The organism is Citrobacter sp. Cpo147, assembly GCF_030332405.1.
GTDB lineage: Bacteria > Pseudomonadota > Gammaproteobacteria > Enterobacterales > Enterobacteriaceae > Citrobacter > Citrobacter portucalensis.
This window is the reverse complement of sequence record NZ_JAOWHX010000030.1, coordinates 644,586-661,856: the sequence shown is the minus strand read 5'-3', so window position 1 is coordinate 661,856 and position 17,271 is coordinate 644,586. Positions and strand designations below refer to the sequence as shown.

Here is a 17,271-nt window from a genome sequence, read left to right as displayed (position 1 = left end):
TAAAGGCGTAGGCCTGATAAGCAAAACGTTATCAGGCTGACATCAAATAGAGAATTTTTTCCCGCCGCGGTGCGCAGCAGAGGTTTGACCGTTTGCGCCATACAACGCCGGTTCCTGGTGCGGTTTCAGCACTTGTATTGCTTGTTGATTACGCTCGATCTGCCCTTCCAGCAGCCAACCGTTGTGCTGGTTGAGGTCGCGTAAATGCTGTGTTTTCTTGGTGATAGTCTGCCAGCGTTCAGCAATCTCATCATTGGCGCTGCGCGTGGCGTCATGCTCCAGGCGGCGCTGCTGCTCAAGATAATCAAGGGTTGCCAGCAAGGAGCTTTTTTCTTCTGTAATACGCTGTAGCTGGCTGCCGTTGATATGCCCTGCGGAAAGCTGCTGCTGTTCAGCATCCATTACCGTTTTCAGGTCATTGAGGACAGTCGTCATCTGGTCAAGTATTTCTGACAAACGAGTCATACTTTATTTACTCTGTAGGTAGCTCTGCGCCTCGCGAATCAGCGAGTCGGCAATTTTTCCGGTATCCATTTTCAATTCACCGTTACGGATTGCGGTTTTCAGTGCTTCCACGCGTTCCATATTGATGTCATTGGTGCCAGGCTGCATCAGTTTGGCCTGGGCGTCGCTCAGCATGACGCTGGTGCTGGTGGTCGCGGTGGTTTTTTCATTCCGCGCTTTTTGTACCGGCGCATCGCTGATTTCACGCGGCTGAACGGTGCTTACTGGCTTCAATGGTGAGGTACGATCAATGCTCATTTTATTTTTCCTCATCGAGGGGTTACGCTATAGCGGCCCGCTGTAATCATTGGTTGTTTATCTATCGGCACACGCTAAAAAATCTTTAACCTATTATAGGTTAATAAGAATATTCCCATCAGAATCGACGACGCCGCTCACCACCTGGCCTGAAATCATCCGCACTCGCGCATTCTGTGCGACAGCGGCGTTGTTCAGCGCTTTACCTTCGGCATTGACCCGAAAGCCATCTCCGTTGGCAATAACCAGTACGCGCTGACCGGCCTTGATCCGCCATGCCTGGCGCAACATCGAAAGCTGTATCGGTTGGCCCGGCACCAGATCGCGCAGGCTCACTGCATCCTGCACCTGACTCATATCCAGCACCGCGCGCGGCGGTAGTTGGTCCAGTCGACCACGTTTCAGCGTTACGCTGGCCGGGGTCAGGGTGCTACCTCGCGCTACGGACGCAGCGGCAACAACGTAGTTTCCCGTCGCCTGCACGTTCACCTGCAGATAACGTTTTTCGTTGGCACAGCGAGCCAGCACATTCACATTACCCCACAGTTTTGCGCTACCTGACACGCTTAATGCTGGTTGCTCACAGCTCGGCAGTAAGTTAGGTGACGTTCGGATAGTGACCACCACCTCATCGCTAAATCCGGCCAGGCGCTGGGAAAACCATGCCGTTAGCTGCGAATTCAGGTCTTGTGCCAGCGTCATAGGGCTGAACAGCAATGCTGCCACGACTATTCCACGTTTAAACGTTTGCATCAAAACCTCGCGCTTTTTCAGGTAGTGGCAGGATTTTACCTGTGTGACGCAGTCATCAACGCAACAAATAGCGACGCATTTTGCGTTTATTCCGGCGATAACGCGCGCGTAATGGGATTTAAGCTGTCGGCTGAATTTTGTCATTTGCGGAGGAGATATGCTCGATAAGCTCGACGCCGCCTTACGTTTTCAACAGGAAGCGCTGAATTTGCGCGCCCAACGCCAGGAAATATTGGCGGCCAACATTGCCAATGCCGACACGCCGGGGTATCAGGCGCGCGACCTGGATTTCGCCAATGAATTAAAAAAAGTCATGGTGCGAGGACGGGAAGAAACCGGCGGCGTTTCATTGACGCTGACCTCTGCACAACACATTCCGGCCCAGACCGTTTCTGCGCCGTCTACGGAGCTGCTCTACCGTATTCCTGACCAGCCATCTCTTGATGGCAACACGGTAGATATGGACCGGGAGCGCACGCAATTTGCGGACAACAGCCTCAAATATCAAATGGGGCTGACCGCGCTGGGTGGACAAATCAAAGGCATGATGAACGTGCTGCAAGGAGGGAACTAATTCGTGGCGCTGTTAAATATTTTTGATATCGCAGGTTCTGCGCTGACGGCTCAGTCTAAACGCCTGAACGTCGCGGCCAGCAACATGGCGAATGCGGATAGCGTCAGCGGACCCGACGGTCAGCCGTATCGCGCGAAACAGGTTGTTTTTCAGGTAGATGCCGCGCCAGGTGCGGCAACCGGTGGCGTAAAAGTTGCTGACGTCATTGAAAGTCAGGCGCCGGATAAGCTGGTTTATGAACCCGGTAATCCGCTGGCCGATGCGAATGGCTACGTGAAAATGCCGAATGTGGACGTTGTTGGCGAGATGGTCAACACCATGTCTGCCTCACGTAGCTATCAGGCAAACGTCGAAGTGCTCAACACCGTGAAAAGCTTGATGCTTAAAACGTTGACGCTAGGCCAGTAAAGGAGGCGCACATGTCTATTGCTGTAAAAATGAATGACCCGAGCACGACGGGGGTTAATGCCGCCACGGGGAATAGCTCACTGACGGGCAGCAACGCTGCTGACCTGCAAAGCAGCTTTCTTACGCTGCTGGTTGCACAGCTGAAAAACCAGGATCCTACCAACCCGCTGCAAAACAACGAACTGACTACCCAGTTGGCGCAAATCAGTACCGTGAGCGGGATTGAGAAGCTGAACACTACGCTGGGATCGATCTCCGGGCAGATCGACAACAGTCAGTCACTGCAGGCCAGTACGCTGATTGGCCACGGTGTCATGATCCCGGGTACCACCATCCTGACCGGTAAAGGGACAGAAGAAGGTGCCAAAACCACGACAACACCATTTGGCGTTGAGCTGCAGCAACCGGCAGATAAGGTTACCGCAACCATTACCGATAAAGACGGCAAAGTGGTACGAACCATCGATATTGGTGGATTGAAAGCGGGCGTTCATACCTTTACCTGGGACGGCACCATGACCGATGGCACGGATGCACCAAGCGGTTCTTACAACGTGTCAATTGCTGCCAGTAATGGCGGAACGCAACTGGTGGCCCAGCCGCTTCAGTTTGCGCTGGTGCAGGGCGTTATTCGCAGTAACGGCGGTAATACGCTGGATCTGGGCACCTATGGAACCACCACCCTCGACGAAGTACGGCAGATAATTTAAGCCTTCACACTTATCAGGAGTAAGTCATGGCCTTTTCTCAAGCGGTCAGCGGTCTGAACGCTGCAGCGACCAACCTCGATGTCATTGGTAACAACATCGCCAACTCCGCCACCTACGGTTTTAAATCTGGCACGGCATCTTTTGCCGATATGTTTGCCGGTTCGAAAGTCGGTTTGGGCGTTAAAGTTGCGGGTATTACTCAGGACTTTACCGACGGTACGACCACCAACACCGGACGTGGTCTGGATGTTGCTATCAGCCAGAACGGTTTTTTCCGTATGGTAGACAGCAACGGTTCCGTTTTCTACAGCCGTAACGGTCAATTCAAGCTCGATGAAAACCGCAATATCGTTAACATGCAGGGGCTGCAGCTGACGGGCTATCCGGCTACCGGTACACCGCCAACAGTTCAGCAGGGTGCGAACCCGGCACCGATCACTATCCCGAATACGCTGATGGCGGCTAAATCCACCACCACTGCGTCAATGCAGGTCAACCTGAACTCCACTGATAAGGTCCCTACCAAGACCCCGTTTAACCCAAGCGATGCCGATTCCTACAACAAAAAAGGCAGTGTTACCGTTTTCGATAGCCAGGGTAACGCTCATGACATGAACATTTTTTATGTCAAAACAGGCCCTAACAAATGGGATGTCTACACCCAGGACGCCAGCGTTGCGGGTTCAGTTGCCAGTAAGAATGCGGTGATGAACTTTAGTGCTAACGGTACGCTGACTTCTGTGAATAATTATGTTGCAGGGACGGTGCCAGTCGATCCAGCAGATCCGGATGGACCAAAAATCCCCGTTGAAGGTCCAGCTAATGCCCAACCGCAAATTCAGATCTCCACCGGTACGATCAATGGCGCAGTTCCTGCGAACTTCTCTCTGAGTTTCCTGAACTCCATGCAGCAGAACACCGGTGCCAACAACATCGTCGCCACGAATCAGAACGGCTACAAGCCGGGCGATCTGGTGAGCTACCAGATTAACAATGACGGTACGGTGGTCGGTAACTACTCCAACGAACAGCAACAGGTTCTGGGGCAGATCGTGCTGGCAAACTTTGCCAACAACGAAGGTCTGGCGTCTCAGGGCGACAACGTCTGGGCGGCCACACAGGCTTCCGGCGTGGCGCTGCTGGGTACCGCAGGCGAAGGTAACTTCGGCAAACTGACCAACGGTGCGCTGGAAGCGTCAAACGTGGATTTGAGTAAAGAACTGGTGAATATGATCGTTGCTCAGCGTAACTATCAGTCGAACGCGCAGACCATCAAAACCCAGGATCAGATCCTCAACACGCTGGTCAACCTGCGCTAAGCGCCTGACGGGATAGCTTAATGGATCACGCAATTTATACCGCCATGGGCGCGGCCAGTCAGACGCTGAATCAACAGGCGGTGACGGCCAGCAACCTGGCAAACGCCTCCACGCCAGGGTTTCGTGCGCAGCTCAATGCGCTGCGCGCGGTTCCTGTAGAAGGATTGTCTTTACCGACGCGTACGCTGGTGGTGGCCTCCACGCCGGGGGCCGACATGACGCCGGGTCAGATGGACTATACCTCCCGCCCGCTGGATGTGGCGCTGCAACAAGATGGCTGGTTGGCTGTGCAGACCGCAGACGGTAGCGAAGGGTATACCCGTAACGGCGCTATTCAGGTAAGCCCTACGGGTGAACTGACTATTCAGGGGCATCCGGTAATTGGCGAAGCTGGACCGATAGCCGTACCGGAAGGTTCAGAAGTCACCATTGCGGCGGACGGGACAATTTCAGCACTTAACCCTGGCGATCCGGCTAATACGGTCGCGCCAGTAGGGCGGCTGAAGCTGGTGAAGGCAACAGGGCTTGAAGTGCAACGCGGTGATGACGGTATGTTCCGCCTGACCCAGGCCGCACAGGCTACCCGTGGTGCGACGTTACAGGCTGACCCCAGCATTCGCGTGATGTCGGGCGTGCTGGAAGGCAGTAACGTTAAACCGGTTGCTGCGATGAGTGACATGATCGCCAACGCCCGCCGCTTTGAAATGCAGATGAAAATTATCAGTAGCGTGGATGATAACGCGGGCCGCGCCAACCAACTGCTGTCGATGAGTTAATACAGGACATTTTATGATCAGTTCATTATGGATCGCCAAAACCGGCCTGGATGCGCAGCAAACCAACATGGATGTGATTGCCAACAACCTGGCAAACGTCAGCACCAACGGATTTAAGCGCCAACGTGCCGTATTTGAAGATCTGTTGTACCAGACGATTCGTCAGCCTGGTGCACAGTCTTCTGAGCAGACCACACTGCCGTCTGGTTTGCAGATTGGTACCGGCGTACGTCCGGTTGCGACCGAGCGTTTACACAGCCAGGGTAACCTGTCGCAGACCAACAACAGTAAAGATGTGGCGATTAAAGGCCAGGGCTTTTTCCAGGTCATGTTGCCCGATGGTACGTCCGCTTATACCCGCGACGGTTCTTTCCAGGTGGATCAGAACGGTCAGTTGGTGACGGCGGGTGGTTTTCAGGTTCAGCCTGCCATCACTATTCCGGCTAACTCGCTCAGTATCACCATTGGACGCGACGGTATTGTCAGCGTGACCCAACAGGGGCAGGCGGCGCCTGTTCAGGTCGGGCAGCTTAACCTGACAACCTTCATGAACGATACCGGTCTGGAAAGCATTGGTGAGAATCTGTACACCGAAACGCAGTCATCCGGTGCGCCGAATGAGAGCACGCCAGGGCTGAACGGCGCGGGTCTGCTGTATCAGGGCTATGTTGAAACCTCTAACGTCAACGTGGCGGAAGAGCTGGTAAACATGATCCAGGTTCAGCGCGCTTACGAAATCAACAGTAAAGCGGTATCGACCACCGATCAGATGCTGCAAAAACTGACGCAACTCTAAAGTGGAGCCCGGTGGGGTGAAAATCTCACCGGCACACTGATTTTGAAGATGACCGCAATGCGAAAATACGCGCTTCACCCATACCCAATTTTAGCCCTGCTGGTGGTTTCACTAACAGGATGTGCCTGGATCCCGGCCACGCCGCTCGTGCAGGGCGCAACGTCTGCCCAGCCCGTTCCAGGTCCAACGCCGGTGGCGAATGGCTCAATCTTCCAGTCGGCACAACCGATTAACTATGGTTATCAGCCACTCTTTGAAGACCGTCGTCCACGCAATATTGGCGATACGCTGACCATCGTATTGCAGGAAAACGTCAGCGCGAGCAAAAGCTCTTCGGCGAACGCCAGCCGCGACGGCAAGACAAACTTTGGCTTTGATACCGTACCGCGCTATCTGGAAGGATTGTTCGGTAACGAACGTGCCGACGTAGAAGCCTCCGGCGGTAACTCCTTTAACGGTAAAGGCGGCGCGAACGCCAGAAATACCTTCAGTGGTACGCTGACCGTAACGGTCGATCAGGTACTGGTGAATGGCAACTTACATGTCGTGGGTGAAAAACAGATCGCTATAAATCAGGGCACTGAATTCATCCGCTTCTCCGGGGTTGTAAACCCGCGCACCATCAGTGGCAGCAACTCCGTACCGTCAACCCAGGTTGCGGACGCGCGTATTGAGTACGTCGGTAACGGCTACATCAATGAAGCGCAGAATATGGGCTGGTTGCAGCGTTTCTTCCTTAACTTGTCGCCGATGTAAGCGAGGTACCCAGTGTTTAAATCTTTTGTTGGAATGGTACTGGTGCTGATAACCACCTTTGCGCATGCTGACCGTATTCGTGACCTGACCAGCGTTCAGGGCGTGCGGGAAAACTCGTTGATAGGTTATGGGCTGGTAGTCGGTCTGGATGGTACGGGTGACCAGACCACACAGACGCCGTTTACGACGCAAACGCTCAATAACATGCTTTCGCAGTTGGGGATAACCGTGCCAACTGGCACCAATATGCAGCTGAAAAACGTGGCGGCGGTGATGGTTACCGCGTCATTTCCTGCATTTGGTCGTCAGGGACAAACCATCGACGTAGTGGTCTCCTCTATGGGGAATGCCAAAAGCCTGCGCGGCGGTACGCTGCTGATGACCCCGTTAAAAGGGGTCGATAGTCAGGTATATGCGCTGGCTCAGGGGAATATTTTGGTGGGTGGTGCGGGCGCGGCTGCAGGTGGTAGTAGCGTACAGGTTAACCAGCTCAATGGTGGACGCATTACCAACGGTGCGATTATCGAACGTGAATTACCCAGCCAGTTCGGCGGTGGTAACACCATTAATCTGCAGCTCAATAATGAAGATTTCACGATGGCGCAGCAGATTACCGACACCATCAACCGCTCGCGTGGCTTTGGTAGCGCAACAGCGTTGGATGCCCGAACCATTCAGGTGCGTGTGCCAAGCGGCAACAGCTCGCAGGTGCGTTTCCTCGCTGATATCCAGAATATTGAGGTGAACGTCACGCCGCAGGATGCGAAAGTGATTATCAACTCGCGCACCGGATCTGTCGTCATGAACCGCGAAGTGACGCTGGATAGCTGTGCCGTGGCACAAGGCAACTTGTCGATCACGGTGAACCGCCAGGCGAACGTCAGCCAACCGGACACACCGTTTGGCGGTGGACAAACCGTGGTGACGCCACAAACCCAGATTGACCTGCGCCAAAGCGGTGGTTCACTGCAAAGCGTGCGTTCCAGCGCCAACCTGAACAATGTGGTGCGTGCGCTGAATGCGCTGGGGGCAACGCCGATGGATCTGATGTCCATTCTGCAATCGATGCAGAGCGCGGGTTGCTTACGCGCCAAACTGGAAATCATCTAATGATTGGTGACAGCAAACTGCTGACCAGCGCTGCCTGGGATGCGCAATCACTGAACGAACTGAAAGCGAAAGCGGGTCAGGACCCGGCGGCGAATATCCGTCCGGTCGCCCGTCAGGTTGAAGGGATGTTCGTGCAGATGATGCTGAAAAGCATGCGTGAAGCGCTGCCGAAAGATGGCGTGTTTAGCAGCGATTCAACGCGCTTGTATACCAGTATGTATGACCAACAAATTGCGCAGCAAATGACCGCAGGCAAAGGTCTGGGGCTGGCTGAAATGATGGTCAAGCAGATGACTGAAGGGCAAGCGCAACCTGCGGATGACGCGCCGCAGGTGCCGATGAAGTTTTCACTGGAAACGGTGACCAGCTATCAAAATCAGGCACTGACGCAACTGGTCCGCAAAGCCATCCCCCGGGCGACAGAAAGCAATGATGAGCCACTGTCAGGTGACAGCAAAGACTTCCTCGCCCAGCTATCGCTGCCGGCTAAGCTGGCCAGCCAGCAAAGCGGGGTCCCGCATCATCTTATTCTGGCACAGGCGGCGCTGGAATCCGGATGGGGGCAGCGACAAATTCGCCGTGAGAACGGTGAACCGAGCTTTAACATTTTTGGCGTGAAGGCTTCGGGAAGCTGGAAAGGTCCAACCACTGAAATCACCACGACTGAATATGAGAACGGTGAGGCGAAAAAGGTGAAAGCCAGATTCCGCGTCTATAGCTCTTACCTTGAGGCGTTGTCGGATTATGTCGGTCTGATATCACGTAACCCGCGCTATGCGGCAGTGACCGCTGCCGCGACCGCCGAGCAAGGGGCGCAGGCATTGCAAAATGCGGGTTACGCCACGGACCCTAACTATGCGCGAAAATTAACCAGCATGATCCAGCAGTTGAAATCGATGAGTGAAAAAGTGAGCAAAACCTACAGCACGAACATCGATAATCTCTTTTAAATAGCTCAAGTCTACCGACCTGCTGCCGATAATAACGAGTATTGAAGGATTACAAGGAACCTCCATGTCCAGCTTGATTAATAACGCGATGAGTGGACTCAGCGCAGCGCAGGCCGCGTTGAATACTGCCAGTAACAACATCTCCAGCTATAACGTTGCCGGATATACCCGACAGACGACAATTATGGCGCAAGCGAACAGCACGCTGGGTGCGGGGGGCTGGGTAGGCAATGGTGTCTATGTTTCTGGTGTACAACGTGAATATGACTCCTTTATCACTAACCAGTTGCGAGCAGCGCAGAACCAGAGCAGCGGTCTGACGACACGATATGAGCAAATGTCAAAAATCGACAATCTGCTCTCCAGCAAAACCAGTTCTATTTCGACCTCCATGCAGGACTTTTTTACCAGCCTGCAAACGCTGGTCAGCAACGCCGAAGATCCGGCGGCACGCCAGGCGCTAATCGGTAAAGCTGATGGGTTGGTCAATCAGTTTAAAACGACCGACCAGTATCTGCGCGATCAGGATAAGCAGGTCAATACCGCGATTAAAGCCAGCGTTGATCAGATCAACAATTATTCGAAACAAATTGCCAGCCTCAACGACCAGATTTCTCGTATGACAGGCGTCGGCGCAGGTGCGTCTCCTAACGACCTGCTCGACCAGCGCGATCAGTTGGTCAGTGAATTGAATCAGATTGTCGGTGTTGAAGTCAGCGTTCAGGATGGTGGCACTTACAACCTGACCATGGCGAACGGTTATTCGCTGGTACAGGGTAGCAATGCACGCCAACTGGCAGCAGTGCCTTCCAGCGATGATCCTAATCGTACAACTGTGGCCTACGTTGATGGCGTTGCCGGAGCTGTTGAAATTCCGGAGAAACTGCTGAATACCGGTTCACTGGGCGGACTGCTCACCTTCCGTTCTCAGGAGCTGGATCAGACGCGTAATACCCTCGGCCAACTGGCGCTTGCATTTGCCGATGCGTTTAACACCCAGCATAAAGAAGGTTTTGATGCCAACGGCGATCAGGGTAAGGATTTCTTTGCTATCGGCAGCCCGGAAGTCTTCAACAACGCGAAAAATACGGGTACAGGATCGTTAAGCGCTAAGATCACTGACAGCTCCGCCGTGCAGGCGACAGATTATAAAATCGTTTTTGATGGGAAGGACTGGCAGGTTACTCGCCTGGCGGATAATACCAGTTTCAAAGCCACCGTTACCGGGGGAAAAATGTCCTTTGACGGGATGGAAATCACCGTTAATGCTGGCGCGAAAGCTAATGACAGTTTTACTGTAAAACCCGTGAGTAACGCTATCGTTGATATGAAAGTTATGGTGACCGATGAGTCGAAAATCGCCATGGCTCAAGTGTCTAAAAATGATACGGACCCCACCATCGATAAAGGCAAGAGCGACAACCGTAACGGTCAGAAACTGTTAGATCTGCAAACCAAAGCGACTGTCGGCAATAAGACCTTCAACGATGCATATGCCACGCTGGTAAGCGATGTCGGGAACAAAACCGCTACGCTGAAAACCAGCGCCACCACCCAGAACAACGTGGTGACACAGCTTTACCGGCAGCAACAGTCTATTTCCGGCGTTAACCTCGACGAAGAGTACGGTAATTTACAGCGTTTTCAGCAGTATTACCTGGCTAACGCTCAAGTGCTGCAGACCGCGAATGCGTTGTTTGATGCACTGATTAATATCCGCTAAGGGAGAGGGACACAATGCGTATCAGCACCCAGATGATGTACCAGCAGAATATGCGTGGCATCACTAACTCTCAGGCTGAATGGATGAAGTTTGGTGAGCAGATGTCAACGGGCAAACGCGTGATCAACCCATCAGACGATCCGATTGCCGCCTCGCAGGCCGTGGTACTTTCTCAGGCTCAGGCGCAGAACAGCCAATATACGCTGGCACGCTCATTCGCGACGCAAAAGGTGTCGCTGGAAGAGAATGTTCTGAGCCAGGTGACGACGGCAATTCAGGCTGCACAGGAAAAAATCGTTTATGCCGGGAACGGAACGTTAAGTGATGACGACCGTGCATCGCTGGCCACCGACCTACAGGGGATCCGCGATCAGCTGATGAACCTGGCAAACAGTACCGACGGTAATGGTCGCTATATTTTCGGTGGATATAAAACAGAATCCGCACCGTTTGCCCAGGCAGATGGCGCTTACAGCGGCGGTACAACAAACGTTACCCAACAGGTCGATGCCTCCCGAACCATGGTGATTGGTCATACTGGCGATAAAGTATTCGCCAACCTGACCAGCAACGCTGTACCGGAACCTGGTGGCGGCACTCAGGAAAAGAACCTGTTTAAAATGCTGGATACCGCTATTGATGCGCTCAAAACCCCTATTGCGGGTGATGACGTTGCAAAAGCTACCGCCGCTGCTGCCATTGATAAAACCAACCGTGGTTTAAAGAATTCACTCAATAATGTTTTGAGCGTCCGTGCAGAATTAGGTACGCAGCTGAGTGAACTAAGCTCGCTGGATTCACTGGGCGCCGATCGTGCATTAGGCCAAACTCAGCAGATGAGTAATCTGGTGGATGTTGACTGGAACGCCGCGATCTCGTCTTATGTCATGCAGCAGGCTGCGCTACAGGCATCCTATAAAGCGTTCACCGATATGCAGGGAATGTCGTTGTTCCAGCTCAATCGTTAACGCCTCGTTTTGAAACATATCTTGAAACTGGGTATGTTTGTCTGCCCGCTCCTTTAACACCCCGGAGCGGGCATTTTTTTAGGCAACCGACGTCTTACTAAGCGACGGGTTCTCCGTCAGTCTTATGACCAACGCAATTGCACTGCTGAAGGTAGCCAACACAACGACACCTTCCCAATTTGCCAGGGCGTAGACCTGACTTCCGAGAACTGAACCCAGCGCCATACCGATAAACACCATCGTAAACAGCAGAGCGTTCAGTCGTCCTCGTGCCAGAGGCTCCAGGCTATAGACCAGATTCTGGTGGGCAACCAGGCTGGATTGCAATCCGAGATCAAAACCTACAGCCGAAAGGGCGATGAGCAGCCACTGCCCCTGAACGGGCAGGGCGGGTAACAAAAACATCAGTGCGAAAGATACCGTTACCAGCAAAGCACCCAATTGCGTCACTTTTGCCGCACCCACTTTATCGGCAAGATGGCCCGCCATCGGTGCGGCAAGCGCTCCGGCTGCTCCCGCGATACCAAAAGCACCCGCTATAGCGCTACCCATGTGGTAATGCTCAGATAACATCACCGCCAGCGTAGACCAGAAGGCGCTAAAAGCAATGGACAGAAAGCCTTGTGCCAGTGCTGCGCGGCGCAAGGTGGAATATCGTTGCCAAAGTTGCGCCATTGAGAGCATTAATGATGGATAGCTCAACGTGGAATGGACCGTAAAGCGAGGCAGTACTTTCCACATAATCGCGGTAATTACGGCAATGCTGACGGCAGCGAGTTGGTACATCTCGCGCCAGCCAAACGCTTCGCCCACCAGTCCACTGACGGTACGTGAGAGTAAAATCCCCAACAGAAGGCCCGTCATCACTGTGCCCACCGTTTTTCCCTGCTTGCCTTCGGGCGCCAGTATTGCCGCCGCAGGCACAATATCTTGTGCCATGGTTGCCGCCATTCCCATCAGCAGGCTCACCAGTAATAGAGAATGCAACTGACCGGTAAAGCTACAGGCCAGCAGCAGCGCGGCAAGAGAGATGCTTTTCAGCAGGATTAATGTCCGGCGGTCATAACGATCGCCTAATGGCAATAAAAACAATATACCTAACGCATATCCCGCCTGGGTCAGCGTCGGGACCAACCCCATACCGGTGAGACTTAAGGCCAGATCCTGACCCATTAAAGGCAGAAGAGGTTGGGCGTAGTAGATAGCGGCCACGCTGAATCCGGCGCCCATTGCCAGAACAAAAATGACCCAACGGGAAAGTGCGGTATGTGTGTTCACAAATGATTCCTCAATCACAGGATGTGCGGTTATTTTTATCCTTCAGCGAGTGGCGCGGTAGCGAGCGCAGTGGTAAAACAGTTATACGTCAGACGTATGATGAAACTGAAAATGATAAAAAATGAGCGTATAGACAGGGTGGAGCTGATGCGTACGTTTGTACGTATTGTCGAAGCAGGATCGCTTTCGGCAGCGGCAAAACAGATAGGGACGACGCAGGCGACCGTTAGCAGACGGCTGCAATCGCTGGAAACGCTGCTGGGTGTGAAACTGCTTATGCGTACCACGCATGCGATGAAATTGACCGACGATGGTGAAAGAGGCTATCAGCATGCTAAGAAGATTATTGATGCCTGGCTGGCGCTGGAAGATGGACTTAATGTCACAGAAGATGAACCGGTGGGGACGTTGCGAGTCCGCGCACCGCATGCGTTCGGGCAACAACAACTACTTGAGCCGCTTTTGCAGTTTCTTTCGCGCTATCCCCAGTTGGCAGTAGAGTGGATGCTCAACGATAAAACCGTTGATTTTCTGAGCGATAATATTGACTGCGCGATCAGGGTTGGTGCTGAGGTGGATCCGGCCACGGTTTCCATTTTACTGGCTGAAGTTCCCCGTAGTATGGTAGCGAGTCCAGGACTGCTGGAGCAATATGGCGAGCTTTCTCATCCTGAGCAGTTATCAGCGCTGCCCTGGATTGCCGTGAACACGTTTTATCAGCATAGCGTTTCGTTGTTGCACCAATTGCGTAATGAGCCAGTCACGCTGAATATTTCACCCAGATTAAGTACCGACAGTATTTATGTCGCCAGAAATGCCGCGCTGGCAGGGTTGGGAGTGACTATTGTTTCAAGCTGGATGGTGGCGGAGGATATTGCCAATGGACGTCTGGTTGCGTTGCTACCTGAGTGGCATGCGGCGCCGTTGCCTGTACATTTGGTTTATCCATGGGCGCGTTACTATCCGACCCGCTTACGCAAGTTTCTGGCCCTAATGAAGGATGTTATGCCGCAGCTGACGGGGATGAAAGGCGTAGATCAGATATAAAAAAAAGCCGACCCGAAGGCCGGCTTTGATATTGATTATGGCTTACTCAACAGGCTGTGGACGTGTTGCTGGCGCAGTCGCTTGATGCGTTGCGCTGTGTCCACCAGCGGCACCTTTGCCTTCAAAGGCGAATGCCGGACGCTGCCAGTCGCTATGACGCGGCGCTTCTGGCACATATTCCGGTGCAGGAGCGCGGGTCATTGGCGCGGTTGCATGGCTGTGCAGGTGTTCAGCATCAGCGCTTGCTGCGACAACTTCAGCCTTAACGACTTCAGTTTCGACGACAGGCGCGGCAACAACGTCTTTCGGCGCTGCAACCTCTTCAACAACTGGCGCTGTTTCCACAACTTCAGCAATCTCTTCAACCACTTCTGGCTGGGGAATAACAACCTCTGCAGGCTCTTCGGCAACCGGTGCAGTCACAACGTCAGCCACAGGTTCGGCTTCAGCGGCGATTTCTTCTGCTACGGGCGCATCAGATGCAGCGATAATTTGCGGTTGTTCCTCGACAGGGGTCGCAATCACTTCCGGATGCGTGGTTTCAACCTGTGTGGTTTCAACAACGGCGGCCTGAGGCTCAGCTACGACAACCTCTGGTCGCACGGCTTCAACCGGCGCAGGGGCATCCACAATGTGTTCAACGGCAGCGGCAGCAACCTGAGGCTCTACGGCGACAGGTGCAGCTTGCTGCTGGACCATTTCCTGTTCGCGCTGTTCTTCAACCTGCTGATCCTGAGGACGTGCAACAGGGTAGCGGATCCAAACTTTACCGGACGCTAATTCAGGAGATGCGCAGGCGACCGTTAACGGCATCGGCGACTGAACCGGATAACGCTCGTCACGGTAACGACGACGACGCTGTCCACTGACGCGCAGATGGCGAGGAGAGCGGCGAGAACGACGCGGCATACCGTTGGAGTCACGAGCTTCGCTGTTGTCTTCCTGCTCAGTCGCAACGACGGCTGGCAGATCAACTTTCGCCAGTTCGGTGCGCTGTGCTGGTACCGGCTGTTCTGTTGGTTGAGCAACAGCAGTTTCAGCGATTGCAGCAACAGTAGCCACTTCGGCTTCAACCGCCGGGCTGTCTGTGAAACGAACTTTCTGAGTCAACTGACGCTGTTTGCGGCGGGTTTGAGGCTGACGTACGCGCTCTTCCTGCTCGGTATCTTGCACAGGTTGTTCAGCCTGGTTCAGCTCTTTAACTTCCTGCTGAGCCTGACGCTTGTCATCGTTACGACGGCGGTTGCGTTCGCGACGCGGCGCCTGCTGTTCATCACCGGATTTCGCTTTGTCTGCAACATCAGTGGTTTGCTGGCGGTTATCGCGAGCTTCCGCATTTTGCTGCTGGGACTGACGACGATTACGGCGGTTATCTTCACGGTTTTCGCCGTTTTCTGAACGTTCGCTACGGTTGTCGCGGTCACCGCGATTATCACGGTTATCACGACGATCGTTACGGTCGCGACGATTGTTCTGACGCGGTTTACGACGATCCTGCTGGCGTTCGGTTTTCTCTTCAGCTTTCGGCGCAGGTTGTTCAACCGGTTTCACTTCTTCGCTACCACCGAAGATGGACTTCAGTGCGCCAAAGAAACGGCTAATCAAACCGGGTTGTGCGGCAACGGCTGCGGTTGCTGCTGCAGCTTTAGGCGCGGTGGCTTTCGCGGCAGGTTCCTGCAGAGCAGGGGCTGGCGGAACGTCTGGCATGGCGAAGGTGGCCAGCGCCGGTTGCTCAGGCTGTTTACGCTCGACGTACTCTTCTTCCGTCGGCAATGCCATTGCCTCTTCATGCAGTTTCGGCAGCAGGTAGCTCAGGGTCGGTGTTTCTTCCCCTTTACGTACGCGCAGCACAGAATAGTGCGGGGTTTCCATCTGATCGTTTGGCACGATCACACAGCGCACGCCATTCTGACGCGTTTCGATAGCATTAACCGCGGTACGTTTTTCGTTAAGCAGGTAAGAGGCGATTGGCACAGGAACAATAGCATGAACTTCTTGCGTATTTTCTTTCAGTGCTTCTTCTTCGATCAGACGCAGAATAGACAGCGACAGTGATTCGTTATCACGTACGGTACCGGTGCCGGAACAGCGCGGGCACACGTGATGGCTGGATTCACCCAGAGACGGGCTCAGACGCTGACGAGACATCTCCAGCAGACCGAAGCGAGAAATATGGCTGATCTGAATACGCGCTCTGTCCTGGCGTACGGCCTCGCGCAGACGGTTTTCAACCGCGCGCTGGTGGCGAACCGGCGTCATATCAATGAAGTCGATTACAATCAGACCGCCGAGGTCGCGCAGACGTAGCTGACGGGCAATTTCATCGGCTGCTTCAAGGTTAGTGTTGAACGCAGTTTCTTCGATGTCGCCGCCGCGAGTTGCACGCGCGGAGTTGATATCGATAGCGGTCAGGGCCTCTGTGCTGTCAATAACGATTGAGCCGCCGGACGGCAGGCGCACTTCGCGCTGGAACGCGGATTCAATCTGAGACTCGATCTGATAGTGGCTGAACAGCGGGATTTCACCGGTGTACAGTTTGATTTTGCTGCTGAAATCCGGACGACCCAGTGCGGCGATGTGCTGACGTGCCATCTCCATCACTTTCGGGTTATCGATAAGGATTTCGCCGATGTCCTGACGTAAGTAGTCACGGAAAGCACGAACGATAACGTTGCTTTCCTGGTGGATCAGGAACGGAGCAGGGCGGCTGTCAGCGGCTTTTTGAATCGCTTCCCAGTGCTTCAGGCGGAAGCTCAGGTCCCACTGCAGTGCTTCGGCGGATTTGCCGACCCCTGCGGTACGCACGATAAGCCCCATGCCATCAGGCAGTTCCAGGCTTGCCAGCGCTTCTTTTAATTCGGTACGGTCGTCGCCTTCAATGCGACGGGAGATACCGCCCGCGCGCGGGTTGTTCGGCATCAGAACCAGATAACTACCCGCCAGGCTGATAAAGGTAGTCAGCGCAGCGCCTTTATTGCCGCGTTCTTCTTTATCGATCTGAACGATGACTTCCTGACCTTCGCGCAACACGTCTTTAATGTTGGGACGACCATGGGAGTTGTAGTTAGCGGGGAAGTATTCGCGGGCAATTTCTTTTAACGGGAGGAAACCGTGACGTTCAGCGCCGTAATCAACAAAAGCAGCTTCCAGACTCGGTTCAATACGGGTAATTTTGCCTTTATAGATGTTGGCTTTTTTCTGTTCGTGTCCAGGACTTTCGATATCCAGATCGTACAGACGTTGCCCATCTACAAGGGCGACACGCAACTCTTCCTGCTGAGTTGCGTTAATTAACATTCTTTTCATCGTAACTTACTCATTATTCTTACATTGACGACTAA

The 17,271-nt window shown here is 53.6% G+C and carries 17 protein-coding genes; 12 read left to right on the top strand and 5 right to left on the bottom strand.

Going from position 1 to position 17,271, the window contains the following annotated elements; genetic code table 11:
* Positions 1-42 precede the first annotated feature (42 nt).
* The 3 genes from flgN to flgA all read right to left on the bottom strand — a co-directional run bounded on the left by flgN (position 43) and on the right by flgA (position 1,515).
* A complete protein-coding gene (gene flgN, locus OGY06_RS05820) occupies positions 43-465 on the bottom strand; it encodes a flagella biosynthesis chaperone FlgN (protein WP_003036178.1) in 423 nt (140 codons plus the stop codon).
* Between the two features lie 3 nt (positions 466-468).
* On the bottom strand, positions 469-762 hold the full coding sequence (flgM, locus tag OGY06_RS05815; RefSeq protein WP_286604933.1) for a flagellar biosynthesis anti-sigma factor FlgM: 294 nt from the start codon (positions 760-762) through the stop codon (positions 469-471).
* Positions 763-855: 93 nt separating this feature from the next.
* The gene (gene flgA, locus OGY06_RS05810) at positions 856-1,515 is read right to left on the bottom strand and encodes a flagellar basal body P-ring formation chaperone FlgA (RefSeq protein ID WP_003832155.1); all 660 of its coding nucleotides are present in this window, start codon (positions 1,513-1,515) and stop codon (positions 856-858) included.
* A 157-nt stretch (positions 1,516-1,672) separates the two neighbouring features.
* Here flgA and flgB point away from each other — a divergent pair, with 157 nt between their 5' ends.
* The 11 genes from flgB to flgL all read left to right on the top strand — a co-directional run bounded on the left by flgB (position 1,673) and on the right by flgL (position 11,605).
* A complete protein-coding gene (gene flgB / locus OGY06_RS05805) occupies positions 1,673-2,089 on the top strand; it encodes a flagellar basal body rod protein FlgB (protein WP_286604931.1) in 417 nt (138 codons plus the stop codon).
* Positions 2,090-2,092: 3 nt separating this feature from the next.
* Entirely contained in the window at positions 2,093-2,497 is a 405-nt protein-coding gene (gene flgC / locus OGY06_RS05800) for a flagellar basal body rod protein FlgC (RefSeq protein ID WP_003036191.1), read from the top strand.
* Positions 2,498-2,508: 11 nt separating this feature from the next.
* A complete protein-coding gene (flgD, locus tag OGY06_RS05795) occupies positions 2,509-3,207 on the top strand; it encodes a flagellar hook assembly protein FlgD (protein ID WP_003832158.1) in 699 nt (232 codons plus the stop codon).
* Between the two features lie 26 nt (positions 3,208-3,233).
* Positions 3,234-4,526, top strand: coding sequence for a flagellar hook protein FlgE (flgE, locus tag OGY06_RS05790; RefSeq protein WP_286604929.1), 1,293 nt, complete (start codon positions 3,234-3,236; stop codon positions 4,524-4,526).
* Positions 4,527-4,546: 20 nt separating this feature from the next.
* Positions 4,547-5,302: a flagellar basal body rod protein FlgF gene (locus OGY06_RS05785; protein ID WP_003832161.1), complete on the top strand. Its 756-nt coding sequence runs from the start codon at positions 4,547-4,549 to the stop codon at positions 5,300-5,302.
* 13 nt (positions 5,303-5,315) lie between these two features.
* Positions 5,316-6,098: a flagellar basal-body rod protein FlgG gene (gene flgG, locus OGY06_RS05780; protein ID WP_003036202.1), complete on the top strand. Its 783-nt coding sequence runs from the start codon at positions 5,316-5,318 to the stop codon at positions 6,096-6,098.
* Between the two features lie 57 nt (positions 6,099-6,155).
* Positions 6,156-6,854, top strand: coding sequence for a flagellar basal body L-ring protein FlgH (locus OGY06_RS05775; RefSeq protein ID WP_032934415.1), 699 nt, complete (start codon positions 6,156-6,158; stop codon positions 6,852-6,854).
* Positions 6,855-6,887: 33 nt separating this feature from the next.
* Positions 6,888-7,964, top strand: coding sequence for a flagellar basal body P-ring protein FlgI (locus OGY06_RS05770; RefSeq protein WP_032934416.1), 1,077 nt, complete (start codon positions 6,888-6,890; stop codon positions 7,962-7,964).
* Entirely contained in the window at positions 7,964-8,914 is a 951-nt protein-coding gene (flgJ, locus tag OGY06_RS05765; RefSeq protein WP_016152632.1) for a flagellar assembly peptidoglycan hydrolase FlgJ, read from the top strand. Before OGY06_RS05770 ends, flgJ begins: the two co-directional genes overlap by 1 nt.
* Positions 8,915-8,978: 64 nt before the next feature.
* A complete protein-coding gene (gene flgK, locus OGY06_RS05760; RefSeq protein ID WP_003832167.1) occupies positions 8,979-10,637 on the top strand; it encodes a flagellar hook-associated protein FlgK in 1,659 nt (552 codons plus the stop codon).
* Positions 10,638-10,651: 14 nt separating this feature from the next.
* Positions 10,652-11,605: a flagellar hook-associated protein FlgL gene (flgL, locus tag OGY06_RS05755; protein WP_032942958.1), complete on the top strand. Its 954-nt coding sequence runs from the start codon at positions 10,652-10,654 to the stop codon at positions 11,603-11,605.
* Positions 11,606-11,683: 78 nt separating this feature from the next.
* Here flgL and OGY06_RS05750 read toward each other — a convergent pair whose 3' ends face one another.
* The gene (locus OGY06_RS05750) at positions 11,684-12,883 is read right to left on the bottom strand and encodes an MFS transporter (protein WP_003832170.1); all 1,200 of its coding nucleotides are present in this window, start codon (positions 12,881-12,883) and stop codon (positions 11,684-11,686) included.
* A gap of 21 nt (positions 12,884-12,904) precedes the next feature.
* Here OGY06_RS05750 and OGY06_RS05745 point away from each other — a divergent pair, with 21 nt between their 5' ends.
* Positions 12,905-13,930, top strand: coding sequence for a LysR family transcriptional regulator (locus OGY06_RS05745; protein WP_256874180.1), 1,026 nt, complete (start codon positions 12,905-12,907; stop codon positions 13,928-13,930).
* 42 nt (positions 13,931-13,972) lie between these two features.
* Here OGY06_RS05745 and rne read toward each other — a convergent pair whose 3' ends face one another.
* Positions 13,973-17,236 (bottom strand): ribonuclease E, encoded by a 3,264-nt coding sequence (rne, locus tag OGY06_RS05740; RefSeq protein ID WP_003832172.1) that lies wholly within the window; start codon positions 17,234-17,236, stop codon positions 13,973-13,975.
* Positions 17,237-17,271 lie beyond the last annotated feature (35 nt).